The sequence below is a fragment of the Actinoallomurus acanthiterrae genome (assembly GCF_054775715.1).
Window position 1 is genome coordinate 955,582 of the sequence record NZ_BAAHCO010000001.1, and the last position, 22,157, is coordinate 977,738.

Genomic DNA, 22,157 nt, shown 5'->3' on the forward strand with positions numbered 1-22,157 from the left:
CCTGGGGTGGCGCCGGACTTCAGCGCGCTCGCCACTCCTCTTCGAGCATCGCGTAGACGACCTCGTCCGCCCATTCGCCCTTGAGGGTCCGGGCGTGTCTCAGGTGGGCTTCGCGGCGCATGCCGAGGCGTTCCAGGACTCGCGCGGACGCGGTGTTGCGCCCATTGAGACGCCCGACGATGCGGTGGAGTCCGAGCTCCTCGAATCCGAGCCGAAGCATCACCTGGGCCGCCTCCGTGGCGTACCCCTTACCGCCGTGATCGGGATGAAAGATGTAGCCGATCTCGCCCTGCCGGTGCTCCCGGCTGGTCCAGAAGAGCACGACGTCGCCGATCACTTTGCCGGTATCCGGCAGCACCACCGCCAGAGCCAGGCTGTCATCCTCATCGTCCAGCGTCGTGGACCGGAGGCGCTCCCGCAACGACTGCCGCACCTGGTCACGGTCGCGAGCATCGAACAAGAGGTAGCGCGTCACCTCAGGCCGGGACTGGATGTCGTACAGGTCATCGAAATCGCTCTCGGCGAAGGGCCGGATGATCAGCCGGTCCGACCTGAGCGGGTAAACGGGTTTGAGCATCCCCAAGATCATATTGACGATCGGTGCGGGGGCCGCACCTCCGCCGGTCGCCGCCCTGGAGAATGGGGGCGTGGGACCTGATCCGGCGGTCGCGGCGGTACGCCTGGCGGTCCGCCGTACCCTCCGCGAGATCGAGCCGGGCGACCTGGTGCTCGTCGCGTGCAGCGGCGGCGCCGACTCGCTCGCGCTGGCCGGTGCGCTGGCCTTCGAGGCGGCCAGATCCGGCCATCGAGCCGGCGGGATCACCGTCGACCACGGCCTGCAGGAAGGCTCGGCCGAGCGCGCCGCCGACGTCGTACGGACGATGGCGGGGCTCGGTCTCGACCCGGTCGAGGCCGTCCGCGTCGTCGTCGGGGAGTCCGGCGGCCCCGAGGCGGCCGCCCGCGAGGCGCGGTACGCCGCGCTCGCCGACGCCGCCGCACGCCACCGCGCCACCGCCGTGCTGCTCGGGCACACGCTGGACGACCAGGCCGAGACCGTACTGCTCGGCCTGGCACGCGGCTCGGGCGCGCGGTCCCTCGCCGGGATGGCGAAGGCGGCGGGCCGCTACCGCCGTCCGCTGCTCGACCTCGACCGCGACCTGATCCGCCGGGCCTGCCTGGCGATGGGCCTGGCGCCGTGGGACGACCCGCACAACGGCGACCCGGCCTTCGCCCGGGCGCGGATCCGCCGGGACGTGCTGCCGGTGCTGGAGAAAGAGCTCGGGCCGGGGGTGGCGGCCGCGCTGGCCCGTACGGCGCGGATGCTGCGCGACGACGCCGACGCCCTCGACGCCTGGGCCGAGCGAGCACTCCAGGAGGCCGTCGCACCGGCCGACCAGCCCGTTCCCGCAACGGATTCGCCGGTGACGGACGGGCCCCCGACGGGCTCGCCCGGGTCGGGCCCGCCGGCTGAGGAGCCGTCGACGACGGGTCCGGTCGCGGAGGACGGTCGGAGCTCGCCGCACCTCGACGCGCCGGCCGGGCCACCCGACGCACCCGGCCTGGGGGACGGACCGAGTGCGTTGCGGATCGACGTCTTGAGCGGGCTGCCGCGTGCCGTACGGACCCGCGTTCTGCGGCGTGCGGCGATCGCCGCGGGCAGTCCGCCGGGCACCCTGGCGGCCGTCCACGTCGACGCCGTGGACGCCCTCGTCACGGCGTGGCGGGGGCAGTCTCACGTGGACCTACCCGGGCACGTCCGGGCGTGGCGCAGGTATGAAAAGCTGCTCTTCGGGCCGTCCGAAACAAGCCAGGCGATCCGGACTGTTCGGGCGGGCAGGGAGTGACGCGGCCGGTGGCCGCATGATCGCGAAAGGCTCTGCGGTGGACGAAACGGACATGCGAGCAGATCTGGAGAAGGTGCTCATTCCGGAGGAGGAGCTCCAGAAGAAGATCCGGGAGCTCGCCGCCCAGATCGACGCCGACTACGCAGGCCGGGAGATCCTGCTCGTCGGGGTGCTGAAGGGCGCGGTCATGGTCATGGCGGACCTGGCCCGCGCGCTGCACGCGCCGATCTCCATGGACTGGATGGCCGTCTCCTCGTACGGCTCGGGCACGCAGTCCTCCGGCGTGGTGCGCATCCTCAAGGACCTGGACGCGGACATCATGGACCGGCACGTCCTGATCGTCGAGGACATCATCGACTCCGGGCTCACCCTCCACTGGCTGATGAGCAACCTCGAGTCGCGCGGCCCGGCCTCACTGGAGGTGTGCACGCTGCTGCGCAAGCCGGAGGCCGCCAAGATCGAGGTCGACGTGAAGTACGTCGGATTCGACATCCCCAACGAGTTCGTGATCGGTTACGGCCTCGACTACTCCGAGAGGTATCGCAACCTTCCGTTCGTGGGAACACTTGCGCCACACGTCTACGGTGGAAGTGGGGAACAAGAGGGTTAGCTTAGTACGTTGCACGTTGCGAAGTAGGGCACCCGGTCGTCGTGCTGCGGCCTTCCGTGAGACCGGTGTACCTTCGGTACCCCGGCTGTTATGCGGGGAGCCACACTCGGGAAGGCCGCCTCGACGCCTTACGCGGCGAGGTCTTGAAGAAGCTGGTCAGGAGGGACGGGCCCCATCGCGGGGCACCGCATAAATGGATCTGAAGCGCTACTTTCGCGGGCCGTTGCTATGGATTCTGGCCTTCGGGGCGCTGGTGCTCCTCGTCATGTACGGGATCAATCCCGGCGGCTCGTACGAGAAGGCCGACACCTCGAGGGTCGTCCAGGCCATCCAGAACAACGAGGTGACCTCCGCCCAGATCATCGACAAGGATCAGCGGATCGAGGTCAAGCTCAAGAACGGCAAGCAGCTGCAGGCCTCGTGGGTCAGCGGCCAGGGCAACGACCTGGCCAAGCTGCTGCAGAGCAAGGCCGATGCCGGCAACCTGAAGAGCTACAACACCTCGGTGCCGAAGCAGAACGTCTTCTTGAGCCTGCTGTTCAGCTTCCTGCCGATCGTGGTCGTCGTGCTGATCTTCTTGTTCATCATGAACCAGATGCAGGGCGGCGGCTCGCGGGTGATGAACTTCGGCAAGTCGCGGGCCAAGCTGGTCACCAAGGACACCCCCAAGACGACCTTCGCGGACGTCGCCGGAGCTGACGAGGCGATCGAGGAGCTGCAGGAGATCAAGGAGTTCCTGCAGAACCCGGCCAAGTTCCAGGCCATCGGAGCGAAGATCCCCAAGGGCGTGCTGCTGTACGGCTCGCCCGGTACGGGTAAGACGCTGCTGGCCCGCGCGGTCGCGGGCGAGGCGGGCGTGCCGTTCTACTCGATCTCCGGTTCGGACTTCGTCGAGATGTTCGTCGGTGTCGGCGCCTCGCGAGTCCGCGACCTGTTCGAGCAGGCCAAGGCGAACGCCCCGTCGATCATCTTCGTCGACGAGATCGACGCGGTCGGCCGGCACCGTGGTGCGGGCCTCGGCGGCGGTCACGACGAGCGCGAGCAGACGCTGAACCAGCTGCTCGTCGAGATGGACGGCTTCGATGTCAAGGGCGGCGTCATCCTGATCGCCGCGACGAACCGGCCGGACATCCTCGACCCGGCGCTGCTGCGTCCGGGCCGTTTCGACCGCCAGATCGTCATCGACCGGCCCGACCTCGAGGGCCGGAAGGGCATCCTGCGGGTGCACGGTCGCGGCAAGCCGTTCGCGCCGGACGTCGAGCTGGACACGATCGCGCGCCGGACGCCGGGCTTCACCGGCGCCGACCTCGCCAACGTGATCAACGAGGCGGCGCTGCTGACGGCACGTCAGGACCGCAAGCAGATCGACATGAACACCCTCGAGGAGTCGATCGACCGGGTCATGGCGGGGCCGGAGCGCAAGAGCCGGGTCATGTCCGACCAGGAGAAGAAGACGATCGCCTACCACGAGGGCGGTCACGCGCTCGTGGCGCACGCGCTGCCGAACGCCGACCCCGTGCACAAGATCACGATCTTGTCGCGCGGCCAGGCGCTGGGCTACACGATGACGCTGCCGATGGAGGACAAGTTCCTCGCCAGCCGTTCGGAGATGCTCGACCAGCTCGCCATGCTGCTCGGCGGCCGTACGGCCGAGGAGCTGGTGTTCCACGAGCCGACGACCGGCGCGGCCAACGACATCGAGAAGGCCACGTCGATCGCCCGCAAGATGATCACCGAGTACGGCATGTCCGAGCGCCTCGGCGCGCGGAAGTTCGGTGAGGGCAACGGCGAGCCGTTCCTCGGCCGGGAGATGTCGCACAGCCGTGACTACTCCGAGGAGATCGCCTCGGCGATCGACGACGAGGTCCGCCGCCTGATCGAGTCGGCGCACGACATCGCGTGGGAGATCCTCGTCGAGTACCGCGACGTGCTCGACGACCTCGTCCTCCACCTCATGGACAAGGAGACCCTCTCCAAGAACCAGGTGCTGGAGATCTTCGCGCCGATTCAGAAGCGGCCGGCGAACCCGTCGTACAGCGGCTATGGCAAGCGGCTGCCGTCCGACCGCCCGCCGGTGCTGACGCCGAAGGAGCTGGCGCTGCTCGGCCCGAAGGACGTCCAGGACCTCACCCAGGGCAATGGCAGCGGCGCGTCCCGTCCGGCGCTCGGCGAGCCGCAGGACACCGATTCCGAAGGCAAGGCGTGAGCGAAGAGCTCGTACCTCACGGACCGCCGATCGACCACGCGCGGGTCGAGAAGGCGGTCCGTGAGATCCTGATCGCGGTCGGGGAGGACCCCGACCGCGACGGGCTGCTCGACACCCCGGCGCGGGTCGCCCGCGCGTACGCCGAGCAGTTCGCCGGGCTGCGGCAGCGGCCCGAGGACGTGCTCAACACGGTGTTCGACGCCGACCACGATGAGATGGTGCTCGTCAAGGACATCGAGGTGTACAGCACCTGCGAGCACCACCTCGTGCCGTTCCACGGCGTCGCGCACGTCGGCTACACGCCGAACGAACGCGGGCAGATCACCGGACTGTCCAAGCTCGCCCGGCTCGTCGACGTGTACGCCCGGCGCCCCCAGGTGCAGGAGCGGATGACGTCGCAGATCGCCGACGCGCTCATGGACGTCCTGAAGCCGCGCGGCGTGATCGTCGTCATCGAGGCCGAGCACCTGTGCATGACCATGCGCGGGGTGCGCAAGCCGGGCGCGAAGACGGTGACCTCCGCGGTGCGCGGCGACTTCCGCGACTCGGCCAGCACCCGCGCCGAGGCGATGAGCCTGATCCTGGGCCGCTGACATCTGTCCGCGCAGTGACGGCTTACTGACTTAGCGGGCCGTGCGCGAACTCTCAGCGTCGACCGATCGTCAAACCCCTCTAGGAACCGATGTCGGTGTTGCCGGCACGCCGGGGAAGACCCGGTCGACGACGCTGTGGGGACGCTGATGGAGGACACGAAGCACGACGCGCAGCGCCGTGCCGAGCCGGGCGATCGCACCGGAGCACTGGACCGCCGCACCCGGCGGCGCTGGGTTCCGGCCACCGCCGGATGGCTGTCGTTCCTGATCGGCCTCCACGACGTCATCGGCGCCCTGCTACCCGAGTGGCACCGCCGGATGGTGCGCCTCGACGAGTACGTCCCCGGCTCGCTGAACAACGCGGCCCGCACGGCCACGCTCGTCGCCGGGCTGCTCCTGCTCCTGCTGTCCCACGGCCTGCGCCGCCGCAAGCGCCGCGCGTGGCGCGCGGTCGTCGGCCTGCTCGCCTTCACGATCGTCTCCCACGCCGTCAAGGACTTCGCGCTGTCGGCCATCGTCGCCGCCGTGATCTTCGGGGCGCTGATCTACTTCCGCGACGAGTTCTACGCCACCGGCGACCCGCGGACCCGGTGGCGGGCCCTGTGGGTCGGGTCGTTCCTCGCCGCGGCCAGCGTCGGGGTCGGTCTGCTGTTCATCGCCCTGAACCACCACGGGCTCGTCCGCGACTACTCCCTCGCCGAGCGCCTGCGGCACGTGATCGGCGGCCTGTTCGGCGCGTCCGGGCCGGTGACGTTCGTCTCCGACCGCCGGAACGACCTGTTCAGCCTGATACTGGGCAGTCTCGGCCTGTTCACCGCCGGGACGACGATCTTCCTGTTCCTGCGGCCGGCCGAGCCCGCCCCGTCGCTGTCCGCCGCGGACGAGGACCGGATCCGGGACCTGCTCGCCCGCCAGGGCACCCGCGACTCGCTCGGCTACTTCTCCCTCCGCCGGGACAAGAGCGTCATCTGGTCCCCGACCGGGAAGGCGTGCGTCACCTACCGCGTGGTGTCCGGCGTGATGCTGGCCGGGGGCGACCCGATCGGCGACCCGGAGGCGTGGCCCGGCGCCATCGAGGCGTTCCTGGAGGAGGCGGCCCGGCACGCCTGGGCACCCGCGGTGATGGGCTGCAGCGAGCTGGCCGCGGAGGTCTGGTGCCGTGACACGGGCCTGTCGGCGCTCGAGCTTGGCGACGAGGCGGTCGTCGACGTCGCGGAGTTCTCCCTCGAGGGCCGGACGATGCGCAACGTTCGCCAGATGGTCAACCGGGTGGCCCGCCAGGGGTACACCGCCGAGGTCCGCCGCGAGAAGGACTTCGCGCCCGACGAGCTCAAGGCGCTGTGGGACCAGGCCGACGCGTGGCGCGGCACCGACACCGAGCGCGGGTTCTCGATGGCGCTGGGCCGCGTGGGCGAGCCCGGCGACGAGGAGTGCGTGGTCGCCACCGCCGTCAACGACGGCGAGCTGCACGCGATCCTGCACTTCGTCCCCTGGGGCACCGACGGCCTGTCCCTCGACCTCATGCGCCGCGACCGCGCCGCCCAGCCCGGTCTCAACGACTTCCTCATCGTCGAGGCGATCAAGGCGGCCACCGACCTGGGCGTCAAGCGGGTCTCGCTGAACTTCGCCGTCTTCCGCGCGGCGCTGGCCCGCGGCGAGCGGATCGGCGCCGGACCCGTCCTCAAGGCCTGGCGCGGCCTGCTGATCTTCCTGTCGCGCTGGTTCCAGATCGAGTCGCTGTACAAGTTCAACGCGAAGTTCCAGCCGGTGTGGCAGCCGAGGTTCTTCGTCTATCCGGGCCCGGGCGACGCGCCTCGTATCGCCCTGGCCGCGCTGGAGGCGGAGGCGTTCATCGTCTGGCCGCGCCTGCGCATCCCCGGCCTCAAACGCCCTTCCAAGCGCACCTGACCCGACAGTACGGCCCGCGCGGCGAGCCCATAGGCTGAGCGCATGACCATGAGCGTCGCCGGCCTGCCCGACCCAGGGCGCTGTCTCGTCATGGGCGTCGTCAATGTCACGCCCGATTCCTTCTCCGACGGTGGCGCCTGGTTCGACCACGACGCCGCGATCAGGCGGGGCCTCGACCTCGTCGCCGAGGGCGCCGACATCGTCGACGTCGGAGGCGAGTCGACCCGCCCAGGCGCCCAGCGGGTCTCGCTGGGCGAGGAGCTTCGCCGCGTGATCCCGGTGATCGAGGCGCTCTCCGCCGAGGGCGTGCCGGTCAGCGTCGACACGATGCGAGCGGAGGTCGCCGAGGCCGCCATCGCCGCCGGGGCCCGGCTGGTCAACGACGTCAGCGGCGGGCTCGCCGACCCCGCCATGCCCCGGGTGGTGGCCAAGGCCGCCGTCCCGTACGTGGTGATGCACTGGCGTGGGCACAGCCATGACATGGACAAGCGCGCGGTGTACGCCGACGTGGTGCGCGAGGTACGCGACGAGCTGCGGGCCCGCATCGAGGCGGTCATCGACGAGGGCGTCGACCCGTCCCTGGTGATCGTCGATCCGGGCCTCGGCTTCGCCAAGCGGCCCGAGGACAACCACAACTGGACTCTCCTGGCCCACCTCGATGCCCTGCGGGCCCTGGGCCATCCCGTCCTCGTGGCCGCGTCCCGCAAACGGTTCCTGGGCCGGCTGCTCGCCGCCTCCGACGGCACGCCACGCCCGTTCGCCGAGTCCGACGACGCGACCGTGGCGATCACGGCGCTGGCCGCCGCCGCGGGGGCCTGGTGCGTACGCGTGCACGACGTCCGTCCCAACGCCGACGCCGTACGCGTCGCGGCGGCATGGGGAGCCGCCCGGTGACCGAGCTGGACGTACGCGAGGTCGAGGTGGTGCACGCGGAGTTCTACGCCGCCTTCGAGTCGGCCGACCTCGACCGGATGGGGGCGGTCTGGGCCGACGGCTCGTACGCCGACGACGTGGTGTGCGTGCACCCGGGCTGGCCGCTGATCCGCGGTCGCAGCGCGGTCCTCCGCTCCTGGGCGCTGATCATGGCGAACACCCCGTACATCCAGTTCGTGCTCACCGACACCCAGATCAGGGTCTCCGGCGACCAGGCCGTCGTCAGCTGTGCGGAGAACATCATCACCGCCGCGGAGGAGACCGAGATCGGCCTCACGTCCGGGGGAAGCGTCGTGACCACCAACGTGTTCGTACGTACGGAGACCGGGTGGCGGCTGTGGCTCCACCACGGCTCGCCCGTGCTGGGCAGGGAAGAAGAAGTGGCCGAGTGAGCGAGGAACGCGTGGCGACCAGCACCGAGCGGCGAGCCGCCGAGCGAGTGAGGCCGGGGGTGGGCCCCGACAGGGGGCTGGAGACCAGCACGTGGTCGGTGAGGGACGAGCCGGCCGCGGAGCGAGTGAGAAGGCGAGCGCGGCAGTGAGCACAGATCGGATCGTGCTGCGGGGCCTGCGGGCATGGGGCCGGCACGGCGTGCTGCCCGCCGAGCGGGAGCTCGGCCAAGAATTCATCATCGACGTCGCTCTGGGCCTTGACATCCGCCCCGCCGCGGCCGGAGATGATCTATTGCGTACCGTCGACTACGGCGCACTGGCCGACCGGCTGGTGTCCGTGGTCGAAGGCGAACCCGTCAACCTGATCGAGACGCTGGCCGAGCGCTTGGCGGCCCGCTGCCTCGACGTGGCACAGGTGGAGAGCGTGGAGATCACCGTGCACAAGCCGAACGCCCCCGTGCCGCACCCGTTCACCGACGTGGCCGTGACGATCCACCGGAGCCGCTCATGACGACTACCGAGCAGAAGCGCCGGACCGTGCTGTCGCTGGGCAGCAACCTCGGCGACCGCCTCGACAACCTGCAGGAGGGGATAGACGCGCTCTTCGACGCGCCCGGCCTCGACTTCGTCGCGATCTCCCCGGTCTATGAGACCAAACCGGTCGGGGGTCCGGAGCAGGACGACTTCCTCAACGTGGTGATCGTGGCCGACAGCAGCGTCGCGCCGCAGTCGCTGCTCGAGCGCGTGCTGAACATCGAGGAGTCGATGGACCGTGTGCGCGTGGTCCGCTGGGGGCCGCGCACACTCGACATCGACATCGTCACCGTGAACGACGTGACGTCGGACGCCCCGGAGCTGATCCTGCCGCACCCGCGCGCCCACGAGCGGGCGTTCGTGCTGGTCCCGTGGGCGGACGTCGACCCGGACGCCTCGCTGCCGGGCCGCGGCCGGATCGCGGACCTGCTGCCCTCGGTCGCGGACCAGGAGCTCCGGCGCCGTGACGACCTGACCCTGCAGCCGCCCGCGTGAAGCCAACACGGATCACGGTCCTGGCCGCCGTACTGATCGGCGTCGCCGTCGTGGTGTGGGCGTTGGTGCGCTTCTGGTACACCTCGCTGCCGCTGCTGCCCTGGACGATGGTGCCGTCGCTGCTGCTGCTCGCCTTGGGCGAGCTGTACACCGCCTTCTTCACCCGCGCCCGGATCCAGCACAAGCCCGGCACCAAGCCGATCGAGCCGCTGGTCGCCGCGCGCCTGGCGGCCCTCGGGAAGGCGAGCTCGCACGCGGCGGCCGTGCTGGTCGGCGGCTTCGCCGGCATGGCCGTCTACCTGGTCTCGTCGCTGGACAAGCCGACGCCCCGGCGTGACTTCTTCGTCAGCGGCGGGACGGCCCTGGCCGGTATCGCGCTCATCGGCGCGGCGCTGTTCCTGGAGTACGCCTGCCGGGTCCCGAAGGGCCCGGAGGACGAGGACGACCGCAAGCACGCTTCGCGCACCTGAATGTCGGTGCCGGCTGCGATCCTGGGAGGGCGCAGCGACCGGTGAGACAGGAGGCGCGGATGTCGTCCGCAGAGGAGTTCCGCGGGTTCGCGCTCGCGCTGCCCGAGGCCGAGGAGCGGGAGACCTGGGGCCGGGCGACGTTCCGGGTCCGCGACAAGATCTTCGCGATGCTGTCGGAGGACGGCGCGTCGGCGAGCGTGAAGGCCACCAAGGACGAGCAGACGGCCCTGCTCGCCGAGGACCCGGAGATCTTCTCCTTCCCGGCGTACGTCGGGCGGCACGGCTGGATCGGCGTCGACGTGGCGCGGATCGACGGTGAGCACCTCCGCGAGCTCCTCATCGACGCGTGGCGGCTGACCGCGCCGAAACGCCTGGTGAAGAGCCACGAGGCGGATCGTTAGTCCCACGTCCTCCACGCGCTCTGGCCTTCAGCGACCTCCCGGAAGATCCGTTTGAACCGGGCGAAGGCCTCCGCGCCGACGTCCTGGGCGTGGCGCTCCTCGATGCCGGCGAGGATCGCGTCGGAGCGGGTCATCTGGTCGAGGCCGCGCGGAGTCGGAACGATCAGCTTCGCGCGCCGGTCGGCCGGATCGGGGCGGCGCTCGACGTAGCCGAGCGCCTCCAGTTCGTCGATGACCTTGCCGACGACCTGCTTGTGCTGGCCGGAGCGGCGGGCCAGGTCGGTGGCGCGGCTGCCCTCCGGGTCCAGGTAGGCCAGGACCGCTCCGTGCTGGGGCCGCAGGTCCGGATGCCCGTGCCGGGCGAGGGTGTCGAACAGCTCCTCCTGGACGGCGAACAGCAGCCGGCTGGTGAGAACGCCCAGGTCCGGGTCGTGTCGCTTGCGTTCACTCCGTCGCATGGCCACTCCCACAACTAGTCACCCATATAGATAGTCACTGACATTGACTATCTATATGGGTGACTATAACGTCATCGGCGTACGAACGCGATCGAGGAGGCAGTGATGGCGACGACGGTGGAGCTGACCCGGTTCAAGGTCGCACCCGACAGGACCGAGGCGCTGCTGGCGGCCCGGCCGGGAATGCTGGCCGACTTCCGCGCCGACCGCGAGGGATTCCTGGACGCCCGGCTGGTCGCCCTGCCGGGCGGCGAGTGGCTCGATGTCGTGGAGTGGCGCTCGTCCGCCGACTTCGCGGCCTCGCGCGCCAAGGGCGCGAACCTGCCGGGCATCGCGGCGTTCTTCGCCGCGATCGACGAACTGGTCGGCAGCGAGGAAGGCGTCCTGGCCTGACGGGCCGGACGAGCCAGGGTGGAGCACGCCTCGCGGCAGCGGTCCTGCGAGCGGGCGATCCAAAATAGTAGCCATGGCTACTGTAGCCATGTACAGTAACTGACATGGCTAAGGCACCGAAGGGGCCGACGCCGGGCTACCTGGTCTGGCGGCTGGCGAACAAATGGCGCGTCGCGGTGGACCGCGGGCTCGCGCCGCTCGGGCTCACCCACGCCCAGTACGTGATGCTGTCGTCACTGTTCGGGCTGGAGTACGCCGGGTCGCGGCCCAGCCAGCGCGAGCTGGCCGACCACACCGGCCTGGAGCCGCTGTACGTCTCGAAGCTCGCCCGCTCGCTGGAGGCGGACGGCCTCATCGCGCGCGCCCGCGACCTCGCCGACACCCGGACGGTCCGCCTCACGCTCACTGAGAAGGGCCGCGACACCGTCCGCCCGGCGATCGAGCGGGTCCAGGAGCTGCTGGACCAGCTCCTGGCCCCGCTCGGCGGGCAGGACGACGCGCGGACCGCGGCGTTCGTCCGCGACCTGACGGCCCTCCTCGACGTCCCCCTCGATCGCTCGCGAAAGGACTCCTGACATGCCAGAGATCAACGTGCTCGACTCGACCATCCACTACGAGGACTCCGGCGAGGGGCCGACCTTCGTCTTCCTCCACGGCAACCCGGCCTCGTCCCATGTGTGGCGGAACGTCCTGCCCGGCGTCAGCGCCGCGCTGCTCGCCCCCGACCTCATCGGGATGGGCCGCTCCGGCAAGCCCGACATCTCCTACGACTTCGCCGACCACGCCCGCTACCTCGACGCCTGGTTCGACGCCCTCGGTCTGGAGCAGGTCGTTCTGGTGGGCCACGACTGGGGCGGGGCGCTCGCCTTCGACTGGGCGGCCCGCCACCCCGACCGGGTCCTCGGCCTGGCGTTCTTCGAGAGCATCGTCAAGCCGATGGCCTGGGAGGAGCTGTCGCCGCAGGCGCGCAAGCGCTCCGAGACCATCCGGACGCCTGGGGCCGGCGAGGAGATGGTCCTGGAGCAGAACCTCTTCGTCCGCTCGGCGTTCACCGGCGGCGTGCTCACCCCGCTGATCGACGAGGAGCTGCAGACGTACCTCGCCCCGTACCCGACCCCGGAGAGCCGCCGCCCGCTCCTCGCCTGGGCGCGCCAGATGCCGCTCGGCGGCGATCCGGCCGAGCTGGTCGCCCGCATCGAGGCGTACGACGCGTGGCTGGCGAAGAGCCCGGACGTGCCGAAGCTCCTCATGACCTTCGAGGGCTCGCCCACGCTGCTCATCGGCGAGGAGATGACCGCCTGGTGCCAGGCGAACATCGCCGCCCTGGAGACCGTCTCCTGCGGCAAGGCCGGCCACCACGCCGCCGAGGACCGCCCGGAGGAGATCGCGACCGCCGTGTCCGAATGGGCGGATCGCCACGGGCTGCGCTGAGTCGTGTCCCGTCCGCGGCGGATCGGCGGATCGCCGAGGACGGGGAACGGCGATTGAGTTATAGTCGGTTTCTGATATCAGGAGGCGACTATGCCACGGAGTGCCGACAACCCGCTGGGGCTGGCGGTGATGGGGCTGCTGATGGAGCGGCCCATGCACCCGTACGAGATGGCGTCCGTGCTGCGCGAGCGAGGCAAGGACGCCAGTGTCCGGATCAACCGGGGATCGCTGTACGACGTGGTGGGCGCCCTCGAGCGCGAAGGCTGGATCACGCCGCAGGAGCGCGTCCAGGAGGGGAACCGGCCGGCCCGGACGGTTTACGCGCTCACCGAGACGGGGCGCGCCGTCTTCGTCGAGCGGCTCGACGAGCAGATCCGCAACCCGCGACGGGAGTTCCCCGTCTTCCTCACCGCCGTCGCCTACCTCGGGGCGCTCGGTCCGGACGGGGCCCGCGCCGCGCTGGGTGAGCGCGCCGACCGGCTCCGGGGCGCCATCGCCGACGACGAACGGGCCCTGGACGACGCGCTGCGGTCGGGGGAGGTGCCGCGCCTGTTCGTGATCGAGGCCGACTACGCGCTGCACATGGCGCGCAGCGAGCTGGCCTGGGTCGAGGCCACCGCCGAGCAGATCGCCACCGGAGCCCTGCCGTGGCCCGAGCACCATGACGACGAAGGAGAACGACGATGAGCGACGGCCTGCTCTTCGGGATCTACCCCGGGGGAGCGACGGGCGACGACACAGGCGGCCTGGCCACCGGCCCGAAGGATGACCCCGAGCGGATCCGGACCGCCCTCGACCGGCTGCGGCCCGACGGCCGCCCGTTCCTGGTCCGGGGGTACATCGCGTTCGTCGACGCCGACGACACCCGCGAGGTGACCCAGAGCCCGGAACGCGTCGAGCGGTACGCCGGAGGCGGGCTGGTCCTGGACCTGGTCGCCCAGTACCAGTCCCGTAGCGGGGACGTGGCCGGATACGCCGGCTTCGTCCGCGACCTGGTCCGCCGTCATGGGCACCGGACCGCGACGCTGCAGGTCACCGAGGAGCCCAACATGACCGGAAACCCGACGCTCGACGGGTACTACCCGCGCGTGCGGGAGGCCCTCGTCGAAGGGGTGGTCGCCGCCGCCGACGAGGCCCGGCGGCAGGGCCTCGACCACCTCCGGGTCGGCTTCAACACGACCCCTCTGTTCGGGCCGGGCGCCGACTTCATCGCCTCGGTGACGGACCTGGGCGGCGAGGAGTTCGTCGACGCCCTCGGCTATGTGGGCCTGGACTTCTTCCCCGACGTCTTCCAGCCCGTACCTCTGGACCGACTGCACGACGCCGTCATCGGCCTGCTCGGAATGCATCGCGCCGAGCGCCTCGCGCCCGCCGGCATCGCCCCCGAGGTGCCGCTGCACATCACCGAGAACGGCTGGCCCACCGGCCCGGACCGGTCACCCGAGCGGCAGGCCGAGGTCCTGGAGACCATCGTCCGGGCGATCGCCGCGTGCCGGGCCACGGTCGGGGTCGGCGCGTACACGCACTTCACCCTGCGCGACGCCGACAGCGGCGGCCCGGGGATGTTCCACCGCTTCGGTCTCCTGACCGACGACTACGAGCCGAAGCCGGCCTTCGCCACGTACCGGGACCTCATCGCGCGGTTCGGCGCGTAGATCCGGCATCACTGATCCGGCAGGCGCGGATGATCAGATCCGTGGTCTCCCGGGCGATCTGCTTGATCTGGGCATCGGTGATCTGCTCGGCGCCGCGCAGTGAGCGTACCTGTCCCTCGGCGCCGAGCAGCATCGCGAACTGGCGCGCGGTCCGGCCGGGATCGGGCACGCTCAGCTCTCCCCGGCGGTCACGTTCGGCCAGGTAGGCGGCGATCACCTTGGTCGGCGCCGCGCCGTCGTCGCGCCACGATCGCAGCAGTTCGGGGTGGTGCGGGAGCTCCGCGATCGTCAGCCGGTGCAGCGCCGCGTGATCGGGTGCCGTGATCGCGCGCAGTAGGTGTTCGGCCACGACCTCCAGGACGGCTCTGGGGTCACCGGTGTCGGTGAGGAGTGCCGCCACGTCTTCCAGCGTGACGCCGGTCGCGTTGCGCGCCTCTTCGACGACGGCTTGGAACAGCCGCTGCTTGTTGCCGAAGTGGCCGTACACGGTCTGCTTTCCCACGCCCGCCGCGGCCGCGATCGCGTCGACGCTCGCCCGCGCGTAGCCCTCGCGCAGGAACACCTCGGTCGCGGCGCGAAGGATCGCCCGGTGCTTGGCCGGCGAACGGCGGTCACCTGAGGAGACAGCGGTTCGATCCATGGCCTCAGCATACCGGTTGCCTAGACGGAACCGTTCCGTCTAATTTGAAACGGAACTGAACCGTCTAGTCTTGTTGGAGGTCTCATGAGTCGCCCTTCGCTCCGAGCCGAGGAGCGCACGGCACCCCAGAACCCGAGGACGGACCGGCTGGATCCCGCCCTGGTCAGGCTCGCGCTCGTCCTCATGCTCGGGGCGGTCGCGGCCGGGCTGGACATGACGATCGTCACCGTCGCGATCGGCACCCTGGGCCGGCACTTCCACGCGTCGGTCGCGACGATCCAGTGGGTCAGTACCGGCTACCTGCTGGCCCTGTCCATGGTCATCCCGCTCACCGGCTGGTCGGTCGAACGCTTCGGCGCCCGGCGCATGTGGCTCGTGTCGCTCGCGCTCTTCCTGGGCGGCTCCATGCTGTGCGGCGGCGCATGGTCGATCGGCAGCCTGATCGTCTTCCGCGTCCTGCAGGGCGTGGGCGGCGGGATGCTGCTGCCCCTGGTCCGTACGATCCTCGCCCAGGCCGCCGGTCGCGAGCGGATGGGGCGTGCCATGACGTTCGTGGTCGTGCCCGGCAGCGTCGCCCCCGCGCTCGGTCCCGTCCTCGGCGGCCTGCTGGTCGACGATCTGAACTGGCGCTGGGCGTTCTTCGTCAACGTGCCGATCTGCCTGCTCGCCCTCGCGCTGGCCTGGCGGGTGGTGCCGCGCGGCGAACGGCAGAGCGCCGACCGGCTGGACGTGCTCGGCCTGGCACTGCTGTCCGTCGGACTGGCGGCGGTCGTGTACGGGTTGTCCGAGGCCGGAAACCGGGGCGGTTTTACCGGCGGCCCGGTCGTCGGCGCTCTCGCGGCCGGCGTCACCCTGCTGGCGGCCTACGCCGTCCACGCGCTGCGCACCCGGATCACACCGATCATCGACGTACGGCTGTTCCGGGTCCGGTCCTTCAGCGCCGCCTCGGTGCTGGGGTCGCTGCTGGGCGCGTCGCTGTTCGGCGCGATGTTCCTCGTCCCGTTGTACTACCAGGACGTCCGTGGCACCGGCGTGCTCGAGGCGGGGCTCCTGCTCGCGCCGCGCGCGGTGGGCTCGGCGGTGGCGATGTTCTTCGTCGGCAGGCTGGTCGACCGCACCGGCGCGGAACGCGCCGTCACGCTGGCCGGCATGGCCCTGGCCGTCGCCGGCGTCGTCCCGTTCGCGCTGGCCGGTCCACAGACCAGCAGATGGCTCCTCGGCGTCGCGCTGTTCGTCGGGGGCCTCGGGATCGGGACGGTGCTCCTGACCGCGATGACCGCCACGTACCGTGGCCTGTCCGCGTCCCAGATGGCCCCGGCCACCAGCGCCAGCAGGATCATGCAGCAGATCGGCGGCTCGTTCGGGACCGTGCTGCTCGCCCTGGTCCTGCAGCACCAGAGCACCACGCACACCGCGTCCGCCGCGTTCCGCCAGACCTTCGGGTGGTCGCTCGCCCTGACCACGCTCGCCCTCATCCCGGCCTTCCTGCTTCCCCGGGGCGGCGGCAATCGCTGAGGTTGCGGTTTTCCGCAGGTCGACTCGGCGGCCGACCGCATTACGGAGCGGGTCGGTGATTTCTAGCGTCAAGGACATGATCGAAACGAGTACCCCGGCGGGCGGGATCGCCGGATGGGCCGCCCACGTCATGGAGTCCCTCGGCGCACCCGGAGCGGGCCTGGCCAACGCGGTGGACACGGTGTTCCCCTTCGTCCCGAGCGAGCTGATCCTGCCGCTCGCCGGATTCACGGCAGGGCAGGGGCGGATGAGCCTGGCCGCCACGATCTTCTGGGCCACGGTCGGGTCGATCGTCGGCTCGCTGGTCGTGTACGCCGCCGGCGCGCTGCTCGGCCGCGACCGTACGCGCGCGCTCGTCGAGCGGATCCCGCTCGTGAAGGCGCACGAGATCGACCGGGCGGAGGCGTGGTTCGCGCGGCACGGGGCCAAGGCCGTGTTCTTCGCCCGGATGGTCCCGGTGCTGCGAAGTCTGATCTCGGTCCCGGCGGGGATCGAGCGGATGCCGGTGGTGACGTTCACGGTGTTCACGGCGCTGGGCAGCCTGATCTGGAACACCGCCTTCGTCCTGGCCGGATACTGGCTGGGTGACAACTGGGTGCTCGTCGAGAGGTACGGCGGGCTGGTCTCGAAGGCGGTGGTGATCGTGGCGCTGGCCGCCCTCGCGTGCGTCATCGTGGCCCGGGTGACCCGGTCGCGGGCATGAAGGTGGGGTGGGCGGGCATCCGGCTGCTCGCCGTGACCGTGCTCGGCGCGGTCACGGCAGTGGCCGACCTCGTCTTCGTCCTCGCCGCCGCGCCCCTGCTCCCGCTGCGCTCGTCGCGATTCGTCACCGCCGGGGCCCGATGGCTGACCGGAGTGGAGCGCCGTCGGCTCGGGCTGGAGGACGTCGGAGAGTACGGCGACCGGCGGGCGCTCGCGTACCTCGCGGTCCGCTGGCCCGTTGGCCTGCTGGGCGGCGGTGCGCTGTTCCTGCTGGCGTACGGGGCGGTCACCGCGACCGGCGCCGTGGCGGACTGGCTCTCCGGCGGACGGCCCGACGGGATGGCGCCGTCCGTACCGATCGTCGCGTACCTCACCGCCGTCGGCGTCATGCTGCTCTTCCTCGATCTCGCCGGGCTGGCGGCGGTCGTCTCACTGGAACGCCGCCTCGGCCGCCGCCTCCTCGGACCGGACGACCGGGAGCTCATGCGCCGCCGGATCGCCGAGCTCGCCGCCAGCCGCGCCGGCATCGTCGAGGCCGTCGACGCCGAACGCCGGCGCATCGAGCGCGACCTGCACGACGGCCTCCAACAGCGCCTCGTCGCCCTGGCCATGCTCCTCGGCCGGGCCCGCCGGAACGGCTCGGACGACCTGTACCGGCAGGCCCACGACGAGGCACAGCGGGCCGTGGAGGAGCTACGCGAGGTGGCGTGGCGCGTCTACCCGGCCGCGCTGGACGAGCTGGGCCTGGCCGAGGCCCTCGCCACCGTCGCCGAGCGCTCGCCCGTGCCCGTACGGCTCCGCTGTGAGCTGCCCGTACGGCCCGCGCCGCAGGTCGAGACGGCGGCGTACTTCACCGTACGGGAGGCCGTCACGAACGCCGCCAAGCACGCCGGCGCCACCCTGGTCGACGTGTCGGTCACCACGCCCGACACCATGGTGATCGTGCGGATCACCGATGACGGGACGGGCGGCGCGGACTCGGGCGGGAGCGGGCTGACCGGCCTGGCCCGCCGGATCGCCGCGCTCGACGGGCGGCTCACGGTCACCAGCCCGCCCGGCGGGCCGACCGTCGTCGAGGCGGTGCTGCCGTGCGCGTGATCCTGGCCGAGGACTCCACCCTGCTGCGTGAGGGCCTCGTACGGCTGTTGGCCGAGGAGGGACACGAGGTCGTCGCCGCGACCGCCGACGCGGACGCGCTGCTCGCCGCGGTCGACGCCGACCCGCCGGACGTCACCGTCGTCGACGTACGGATGCCGCCGACCCACACGGACGAGGGGCTGCGGGCGGCACTCGAGATCCGGCGGAGGCATCCCGGCGTCGGTGTGCTCGTGCTGTCGCAGTACGTCGAGAAGCGCTACGCGACCGAGCTGCTGTCCTCCGACACCCAGGGCGTCGGCTACCTGCTCAAGGACCGGGTCGCCCAGGTGCAGGAGTTCCTGGACGCGCTGGAACGGGTGGGCGCGGGCGGCGCGGCGTTCGACCCCGAGGTGGTCCGGCAGCTCCTCGCCCGCACGACGCACGTCGACCCGCTGAGCCACCTCACCGCCCGCGAGCGCGACGTGCTGTCGCACATGGCCCAGGGCCACACGAACGCGTCGATCGCCGCACAGCTTCACATCTCGCAGAGCGCCGTCGAGAAGCACATCAACGCGATCTTCGACAAGCTCCGCCTGTCCGGCGACGGCGGCTACAGCCGCCGCGTCCTGGCCGTCCTCCGCTACCTGGGGTCCTAGCCGTCGCCGCTTCCTGCGCTCTATGAGCAGCGACCGCCGAGGATCATCTCACGGTCCGGAGAAGCCCGGGGCGAAAGTCGCGGCGGCGATCTTCGTGATGTACGGCGACTCCGAGCCGTCCTTGTTGCCGGTCGCGTTGAGCGAGTAGACGAGGACGCGCCGCAGGTCGCGGGTGGCGAACACCCCGCTCGTGTAACCCGGCCGGGCGCCGGTCTTCCCCCAGACCGTGACGCCGTTCGGCAGCGTGGTCCGCGTCAGGCCGACGCTGAAGCAGGCCCGTCCGGCGTACGGGCCGACGTTGCAGTTGTGGCCGTCGGCGTACTTCACGTCGGGAACGGTGAACATCGCCTTCAGCTCCGCAGGGGGCACGACCCGGCCGCCGAAGAGCGCGCGGATGAGACGGGTCAGGTCGCCGGCGCTGGAGATGATGCCGCCTTCGGCCCACGGGTACGGGCTCTGCTCCGAGACGTCGTGCAGCGTGGTCACACCCCCGTCGGTCACCGCGACGTAGCCGTGGGCGTGCGGCCCGGGCAGCCGCGGGTCGTGCCGGTCCAGGACGTACGTGTCGCGCAGCCGCAGCGGCTCGATGATCCGCCGCCGCACCTCCTCGGCGTACGTCCGTCCCGTGACGCGCTCGATGAGCAGGCCGGCGACGAAATAGTTCGTTCCGTTGTACTGCTGCTCGGTGCCCGGCGCGAAGTCCAGCGGGTGGGTCACGGCGTTCGCGATGAGTTCCTGCGGCGTCCAGCTGTCGAAGCGGTGCTCGACGAACCATCGCGCGTCGCCCGAGTCGATATCGGTGCCGGGCAGGCCGCTGGTGTGGTTCAGGACCTGGCGCACGGTGATCGTCGGATACGACGCGGGCAGGAGGCCGGGGAGGTAGTGCTGGACGGACTGGTCGAGGTCGATGTGGTGTTCGGCGACGAGTTGGAGAACGACCGCCGCGGTGAAGATCTTTGAGGCGCTGCCGATGCGGAACGTCCCGTTCGCGGGCACGGGTTCGCCCGTGGCGACGTCGCCGGTGCCGGACGTTCCGCTCCACCGCCCGGCGGGGCCGCTGACCCGGACCAGGGCGCCGGTGACGGTCGGGCTCGGCAGACCGGAGATCGCCTTCTGCAGGGCCGCAGGGTCGAGGGCCGGCAGCGTATCGGCCGATGCCCCCGGCCCGAAGGCCGTCGTGAGCGTGAGCATCGCGCCGGTGATGAACAGGTGTCTCTTCATGGGCTCCATGCTTCGGCCCAGGAGCGCCCGGCGGATCGCCGAGCCGGCCCATCTTCCGCCTCGCCCGTGCGACCGAGGCGAACGCCGCATCTCCCTCACGCGGCCGAGGCGTGGTCGGGGATTTCGCTACGGCCGTTGCGTAAATGGTCGAGTGGGTCGTACGCTATTTACGAAACGACCATAGCGAAAGGGCTCGAATGGAGACCGCACCCCGGCGGGGCCGGCCGCGCAGCCGGGACGCCGACGCCCGCATCGTGGACACGGCCCTGGAGCTGCTGCTCGACCGCGGATACGACCGCTTCGCGGTGGAGGAGGTGGCCGCGAAGGCCGGAGTCGCCAAGACCACGATCTACCGGCGCTGGCCCACCAAGGACCATCTGATCGTCGCCGTGGTGGCGCGAGTGATGGACCAGGTGCCCGTGGCCTACAGCGGCGACGTCCGCGCCGACCTGACGCGATACCTCGGCGAGATCGTGGGCGGGCTCGACCGGATGCGGCGGGTCGGCCGGACCGCGACCGCGGGAGAGGCGTCGGCGGGCCTGGTCGCGGAGATAGCCGCGGCGGCGGCGCGTCACGCCGACGTCGGCGCGACCGTCCAGGAGATGTTCGCCCGGCGCAACGCCCTCGTGCTCACCCTGCTCCAGACCGCCAAGGAGGCCGGTGAGCTGCGCCCCGACGCCGAGCCGGAGGTCGTCTTCGACCAGCTCGCCGGAGCCCTGTACTACCGGCTGCTGGTCACCGGCCAACCCATCGACACCGCCTACGTCCACCGTCTCGTCAGCAGCACGCTGACCGGCGCCGCACCTTCCCCCGGGGAGTAGGAGAAACGATGACTCACGCCCAACTGCCCACGCGCGTCGACGAGACCAAGACGCCGTCCGCCGCCTCTCCCCGGCGACGGCGCCGGCTGCTCGCGGTGCTGTCCGGCCTGATCGTCGTGCTGGCCGGATACACGCTGTGGACCAACGTCCGCCCGGTGACGCTGACGGCCTCGACGGAGATCGAGGCGACGCCGGACCAGGTCTGGCGGGTGCTGACGGACTTCGCCGCCTACCCGCAGTGGAATCCGTTCATGACCTCGGCGCGGGTGACCTCCGCCGGCGGCGTCCTCACGAAGGGCGCCCGTATGCGCATCCACCTGCACGACGCCGGCGGCGACATGACCTTCACCCCCGAGGTGCTGACCGCCGCCTCCGGTCGTGAGCTGCGCTGGCTCGGAAAGGTCGACCCGGGATGGATCGCGGACGGCGAGCACCGGTTCCTCATCGAGCAGCTCGGCCCGCACCGCGTCCGCCTGACCCAGAGCGAGCGCTTCACCGGCGTCGCCGTCCCCTTCATCGAGGGCCAGTTGAAGTCGAACACGCTCCCGCAGTTCCGCGCCATGAACAAGACCCTCGCCCAGCGGGCGACCGGTTGAGCGGCTCGGCGAATCACCGCGTCAGTACGCTCAGCTCCGCCGCCGTCAACTCCACCCCCGGCGACGGGACGACGACGTGGACGGTCTTGCCGCCGGCGTCGTACGTCGTCCAGCGCGCAGCCGAGAGCGTGTCGATGATCCCTAACCCCCAGCCGTTGTTCGGTACCGCCTGCGGATCGATCGGCCGGGGGTCGGGGTCGGTGACGGACAGGCGCATCCACCGGGCGGTCGCCAGGACCCCGATCCGTACCGGTCGTTCCGGATGCGTCCAGGCGGGAACCAGTCCGTCGTCGACGAGCCTCCGGGCGGCGCGCAGGGCGTTCGTCACCAGCTCACTGGTGACCAGGCCGATCGCGTCGCGGTCCGCGCCGTGCTCCACCGCGACGGCCTCGGCGAACCGCCGGGCGATCGGCGCGGAGGCGTCATGGACATGGAGCGCGAGCCAGTCCGGCCGCCCGAGCGGGCCGGCGGGCGCGGTCGCGTCTGCGGGGGCCGTGGGGTCGAGTGTCATGTGATCAACCCAGGGGTGTGCGGTCAGGGGGACCCGACCGGGGTGCGAGGTGTCTGCTGTGGTCATAGTGAAGTGACGTCATCATTGATCACAAG

The 22,157-nt window shown here is 71.0% G+C and carries 27 protein-coding genes; 22 read left to right on the forward strand and 5 right to left on the reverse strand.

All coding sequences use genetic code 11. From position 1 onward, the window contains the following. Positions 1–19: 19 nt before the first annotated feature. Positions 20–577, reverse strand: coding sequence for a GNAT family N-acetyltransferase (locus ACYVF7_RS04660; RefSeq protein ID WP_460335354.1), 558 nt, complete (start codon positions 575–577; stop codon positions 20–22). A 70-nt stretch (positions 578–647) separates the two neighbouring features. Here ACYVF7_RS04660 and tilS point away from each other — a divergent pair, with 70 nt between their 5' ends. From tilS to ACYVF7_RS04715, 11 genes are all read left to right on the forward strand, one after another. Continuing rightward, on the forward strand, positions 648–1,844 hold the full coding sequence (gene tilS / locus ACYVF7_RS04665; RefSeq protein ID WP_460335357.1) for a tRNA lysidine(34) synthetase TilS: 1,197 nt from the start codon (positions 648–650) through the stop codon (positions 1,842–1,844). Positions 1,845–1,881: 37 nt separating this feature from the next. Next, the gene (hpt, locus tag ACYVF7_RS04670; protein ID WP_460335360.1) at positions 1,882–2,454 is read left to right on the forward strand and encodes a hypoxanthine phosphoribosyltransferase; all 573 of its coding nucleotides are present in this window, start codon (positions 1,882–1,884) and stop codon (positions 2,452–2,454) included. A gap of 193 nt (positions 2,455–2,647) precedes the next feature. Beyond that, on the forward strand, positions 2,648–4,660 hold the full coding sequence (ftsH, locus tag ACYVF7_RS04675; RefSeq protein ID WP_460335363.1) for an ATP-dependent zinc metalloprotease FtsH: 2,013 nt from the start codon (positions 2,648–2,650) through the stop codon (positions 4,658–4,660). Continuing rightward, positions 4,657–5,253, forward strand: coding sequence for a GTP cyclohydrolase I FolE (gene folE / locus ACYVF7_RS04680; RefSeq protein ID WP_460335366.1), 597 nt, complete (start codon positions 4,657–4,659; stop codon positions 5,251–5,253). Before ftsH ends, folE begins: the two co-directional genes overlap by 4 nt. A 147-nt stretch (positions 5,254–5,400) precedes the next feature. After that, entirely contained in the window at positions 5,401–7,161 is a 1,761-nt protein-coding gene (locus ACYVF7_RS04685) for a phosphatidylglycerol lysyltransferase domain-containing protein (protein WP_460335369.1), read from the forward strand. A 42-nt stretch (positions 7,162–7,203) separates the two neighbouring features. Further along, complete coding sequence (gene folP, locus ACYVF7_RS04690; protein WP_460335372.1) at positions 7,204–8,055, forward strand: dihydropteroate synthase; 852 nt, start codon at positions 7,204–7,206, stop codon at positions 8,053–8,055. Continuing rightward, positions 8,052–8,486 carry a nuclear transport factor 2 family protein gene (locus ACYVF7_RS04695; RefSeq protein WP_460335375.1) on the forward strand — a complete coding sequence of 145 codons (435 nt, stop codon included), beginning with the start codon at positions 8,052–8,054 and terminating at the stop codon, positions 8,484–8,486. The genes folP and ACYVF7_RS04695 overlap by 4 nt, the downstream gene beginning before the upstream one ends. Positions 8,487–8,631: 145 nt before the next feature. Then, positions 8,632–8,997, forward strand: coding sequence for a dihydroneopterin aldolase (gene folB, locus ACYVF7_RS04700; protein ID WP_460335378.1), 366 nt, complete (start codon positions 8,632–8,634; stop codon positions 8,995–8,997). Further along, positions 8,994–9,515, forward strand: a complete 522-nt coding sequence (gene folK / locus ACYVF7_RS04705) for a 2-amino-4-hydroxy-6-hydroxymethyldihydropteridine diphosphokinase (protein WP_460335381.1) — start codon at positions 8,994–8,996, stop codon at positions 9,513–9,515. Before folB ends, folK begins: the two co-directional genes overlap by 4 nt. Continuing rightward, positions 9,512–9,985, forward strand: a complete 474-nt coding sequence (locus tag ACYVF7_RS04710) for a DUF3180 domain-containing protein (RefSeq protein ID WP_460335384.1) — start codon at positions 9,512–9,514, stop codon at positions 9,983–9,985. Before folK ends, ACYVF7_RS04710 begins: the two co-directional genes overlap by 4 nt. Before the next feature lie 59 nt (positions 9,986–10,044). Further along, positions 10,045–10,386: an MmcQ/YjbR family DNA-binding protein gene (locus tag ACYVF7_RS04715; protein WP_460335387.1), complete on the forward strand. Its 342-nt coding sequence runs from the start codon at positions 10,045–10,047 to the stop codon at positions 10,384–10,386. Here the strand turns inward: ACYVF7_RS04715 and ACYVF7_RS04720 are convergent. Continuing rightward, positions 10,383–10,844: a MarR family winged helix-turn-helix transcriptional regulator gene (locus ACYVF7_RS04720; protein WP_460335390.1), complete on the reverse strand. Its 462-nt coding sequence runs from the start codon at positions 10,842–10,844 to the stop codon at positions 10,383–10,385. The two genes, ACYVF7_RS04715 and ACYVF7_RS04720, sit on opposite strands and share 4 nt — an antisense overlap. Before the next feature lie 105 nt (positions 10,845–10,949). On the opposite strand from ACYVF7_RS04720, the gene ACYVF7_RS04725 reads away from it, so the two are divergent. From ACYVF7_RS04725 to ACYVF7_RS04745, 5 genes are all read left to right on the forward strand, one after another. Beyond that, on the forward strand, positions 10,950–11,237 hold the full coding sequence (locus ACYVF7_RS04725; protein ID WP_460335393.1) for an antibiotic biosynthesis monooxygenase: 288 nt from the start codon (positions 10,950–10,952) through the stop codon (positions 11,235–11,237). 104 nt (positions 11,238–11,341) lie between these two features. Next, positions 11,342–11,812 carry a MarR family winged helix-turn-helix transcriptional regulator gene (locus tag ACYVF7_RS04730; RefSeq protein WP_460335396.1) on the forward strand — a complete coding sequence of 157 codons (471 nt, stop codon included), beginning with the start codon at positions 11,342–11,344 and terminating at the stop codon, positions 11,810–11,812. A gap of 1 nt (position 11,813) precedes the next feature. Next, positions 11,814–12,668, forward strand: a complete 855-nt coding sequence (locus tag ACYVF7_RS04735; RefSeq protein ID WP_460335399.1) for a haloalkane dehalogenase — start codon at positions 11,814–11,816, stop codon at positions 12,666–12,668. A 90-nt stretch (positions 12,669–12,758) separates the two neighbouring features. Further along, positions 12,759–13,355 carry a helix-turn-helix transcriptional regulator gene (locus ACYVF7_RS04740; RefSeq protein WP_460335402.1) on the forward strand — a complete coding sequence of 199 codons (597 nt, stop codon included), beginning with the start codon at positions 12,759–12,761 and terminating at the stop codon, positions 13,353–13,355. Next, the gene (locus ACYVF7_RS04745) at positions 13,352–14,323 is read left to right on the forward strand and encodes a hypothetical protein (RefSeq protein WP_460335405.1); all 972 of its coding nucleotides are present in this window, start codon (positions 13,352–13,354) and stop codon (positions 14,321–14,323) included. The genes ACYVF7_RS04740 and ACYVF7_RS04745 overlap by 4 nt, the downstream gene beginning before the upstream one ends. Here ACYVF7_RS04745 and ACYVF7_RS04750 read toward each other — a convergent pair. Further along, positions 14,301–14,963: a TetR/AcrR family transcriptional regulator gene (locus ACYVF7_RS04750; RefSeq protein ID WP_460335408.1), complete on the reverse strand. Its 663-nt coding sequence runs from the start codon at positions 14,961–14,963 to the stop codon at positions 14,301–14,303. The genes ACYVF7_RS04745 and ACYVF7_RS04750 overlap by 23 nt on opposite strands. A gap of 84 nt (positions 14,964–15,047) precedes the next feature. Between ACYVF7_RS04750 and ACYVF7_RS04755 the strand changes: the two genes are divergently transcribed. From ACYVF7_RS04755 to ACYVF7_RS04770, 4 genes are all read left to right on the forward strand, one after another. Next, positions 15,048–16,478 carry an MDR family MFS transporter gene (locus tag ACYVF7_RS04755; protein WP_460335410.1) on the forward strand — a complete coding sequence of 477 codons (1,431 nt, stop codon included), beginning with the start codon at positions 15,048–15,050 and terminating at the stop codon, positions 16,476–16,478. 76 nt (positions 16,479–16,554) lie between these two features. Beyond that, positions 16,555–17,181: a DedA family protein gene (locus ACYVF7_RS04760; RefSeq protein ID WP_460335413.1), complete on the forward strand. Its 627-nt coding sequence runs from the start codon at positions 16,555–16,557 to the stop codon at positions 17,179–17,181. Beyond that, positions 17,178–18,278, forward strand: a complete 1,101-nt coding sequence (locus tag ACYVF7_RS04765; RefSeq protein ID WP_460335415.1) for a sensor histidine kinase — start codon at positions 17,178–17,180, stop codon at positions 18,276–18,278. Before ACYVF7_RS04760 ends, ACYVF7_RS04765 begins: the two co-directional genes overlap by 4 nt. Then, positions 18,269–18,913 (forward strand): response regulator transcription factor, encoded by a 645-nt coding sequence (locus tag ACYVF7_RS04770; protein WP_460335417.1) that lies wholly within the window; start codon positions 18,269–18,271, stop codon positions 18,911–18,913. The genes ACYVF7_RS04765 and ACYVF7_RS04770 overlap by 10 nt, the downstream gene beginning before the upstream one ends. Before the next feature lie 48 nt (positions 18,914–18,961). Here ACYVF7_RS04770 and ACYVF7_RS04775 read toward each other — a convergent pair whose 3' ends face one another. Continuing rightward, positions 18,962–20,134: a serine hydrolase domain-containing protein gene (locus ACYVF7_RS04775; protein ID WP_460335420.1), complete on the reverse strand. Its 1,173-nt coding sequence runs from the start codon at positions 20,132–20,134 to the stop codon at positions 18,962–18,964. 197 nt (positions 20,135–20,331) lie between these two features. On the opposite strand from ACYVF7_RS04775, the gene ACYVF7_RS04780 reads away from it, so the two are divergent. Both ACYVF7_RS04780 and ACYVF7_RS04785 read left to right on the forward strand, forming a co-directional pair. After that, the gene (locus ACYVF7_RS04780; RefSeq protein WP_460335423.1) at positions 20,332–20,955 is read left to right on the forward strand and encodes a TetR/AcrR family transcriptional regulator; all 624 of its coding nucleotides are present in this window, start codon (positions 20,332–20,334) and stop codon (positions 20,953–20,955) included. Positions 20,956–20,963: 8 nt separating this feature from the next. After that, positions 20,964–21,551, forward strand: coding sequence for an SRPBCC family protein (locus ACYVF7_RS04785; RefSeq protein ID WP_460335426.1), 588 nt, complete (start codon positions 20,964–20,966; stop codon positions 21,549–21,551). Between the two features lie 13 nt (positions 21,552–21,564). Here the strand turns inward: ACYVF7_RS04785 and ACYVF7_RS04790 are convergent, their stop codons facing one another. Then, complete coding sequence (locus tag ACYVF7_RS04790) at positions 21,565–22,062, reverse strand: ATP-binding protein (RefSeq protein ID WP_460335429.1); 498 nt, start codon at positions 22,060–22,062, stop codon at positions 21,565–21,567. Positions 22,063–22,157 lie beyond the last annotated feature (95 nt).

Bases quoted from the DNA above. Each gene is read 5' to 3' on its own strand.
- ACYVF7_RS04785 (WP_460335426.1), top strand. From the start codon at position 20,964: ATGACTCACGCCCAACTGCCCACGCGCGTCGACGAGACCAAGACGCCG.
- ACYVF7_RS04790 (WP_460335429.1), bottom strand. From the start codon at position 22,062: ATGACACTCGACCCCACGGCCCCCGCAGACGCGACCGCGCCCGCCGGC.
- ACYVF7_RS04725 (WP_460335393.1), top strand. From the start codon at position 10,950: ATGGCGACGACGGTGGAGCTGACCCGGTTCAAGGTCGCACCCGACAGG.
- ACYVF7_RS04715 (WP_460335387.1), top strand. From the start codon at position 10,045: ATGTCGTCCGCAGAGGAGTTCCGCGGGTTCGCGCTCGCGCTGCCCGAG.
- folK (WP_460335381.1), top strand. From the start codon at position 8,994: ATGACGACTACCGAGCAGAAGCGCCGGACCGTGCTGTCGCTGGGCAGC.
- ACYVF7_RS04720 (WP_460335390.1), bottom strand. From the start codon at position 10,844: ATGCGACGGAGTGAACGCAAGCGACACGACCCGGACCTGGGCGTTCTC.
- ACYVF7_RS04740 (WP_460335402.1), top strand. From the start codon at position 12,759: ATGCCACGGAGTGCCGACAACCCGCTGGGGCTGGCGGTGATGGGGCTG.
- ACYVF7_RS04755 (WP_460335410.1), top strand. From the start codon at position 15,048: ATGAGTCGCCCTTCGCTCCGAGCCGAGGAGCGCACGGCACCCCAGAAC.
- ACYVF7_RS04730 (WP_460335396.1), top strand. From the start codon at position 11,342: ATGGCTAAGGCACCGAAGGGGCCGACGCCGGGCTACCTGGTCTGGCGG.
- ACYVF7_RS04745 (WP_460335405.1), top strand. From the start codon at position 13,352: ATGAGCGACGGCCTGCTCTTCGGGATCTACCCCGGGGGAGCGACGGGC.
- ACYVF7_RS04775 (WP_460335420.1), bottom strand. From the start codon at position 20,134: ATGAAGAGACACCTGTTCATCACCGGCGCGATGCTCACGCTCACGACG.
- ACYVF7_RS04765 (WP_460335415.1), top strand. From the start codon at position 17,178: ATGAAGGTGGGGTGGGCGGGCATCCGGCTGCTCGCCGTGACCGTGCTC.
- ACYVF7_RS04660 (WP_460335354.1), bottom strand. From the start codon at position 577: ATGCTCAAACCCGTTTACCCGCTCAGGTCGGACCGGCTGATCATCCGG.
- folP (WP_460335372.1), top strand. From the start codon at position 7,204: ATGACCATGAGCGTCGCCGGCCTGCCCGACCCAGGGCGCTGTCTCGTC.
- ACYVF7_RS04760 (WP_460335413.1), top strand. From the start codon at position 16,555: ATGATCGAAACGAGTACCCCGGCGGGCGGGATCGCCGGATGGGCCGCC.
- ACYVF7_RS04750 (WP_460335408.1), bottom strand. From the start codon at position 14,963: ATGGATCGAACCGCTGTCTCCTCAGGTGACCGCCGTTCGCCGGCCAAG.
- ACYVF7_RS04735 (WP_460335399.1), top strand. From the start codon at position 11,814: ATGCCAGAGATCAACGTGCTCGACTCGACCATCCACTACGAGGACTCC.
- ACYVF7_RS04780 (WP_460335423.1), top strand. From the start codon at position 20,332: ATGGAGACCGCACCCCGGCGGGGCCGGCCGCGCAGCCGGGACGCCGAC.
- ACYVF7_RS04685 (WP_460335369.1), top strand. From the start codon at position 5,401: ATGGAGGACACGAAGCACGACGCGCAGCGCCGTGCCGAGCCGGGCGAT.
- ftsH (WP_460335363.1), top strand. From the start codon at position 2,648: ATGGATCTGAAGCGCTACTTTCGCGGGCCGTTGCTATGGATTCTGGCC.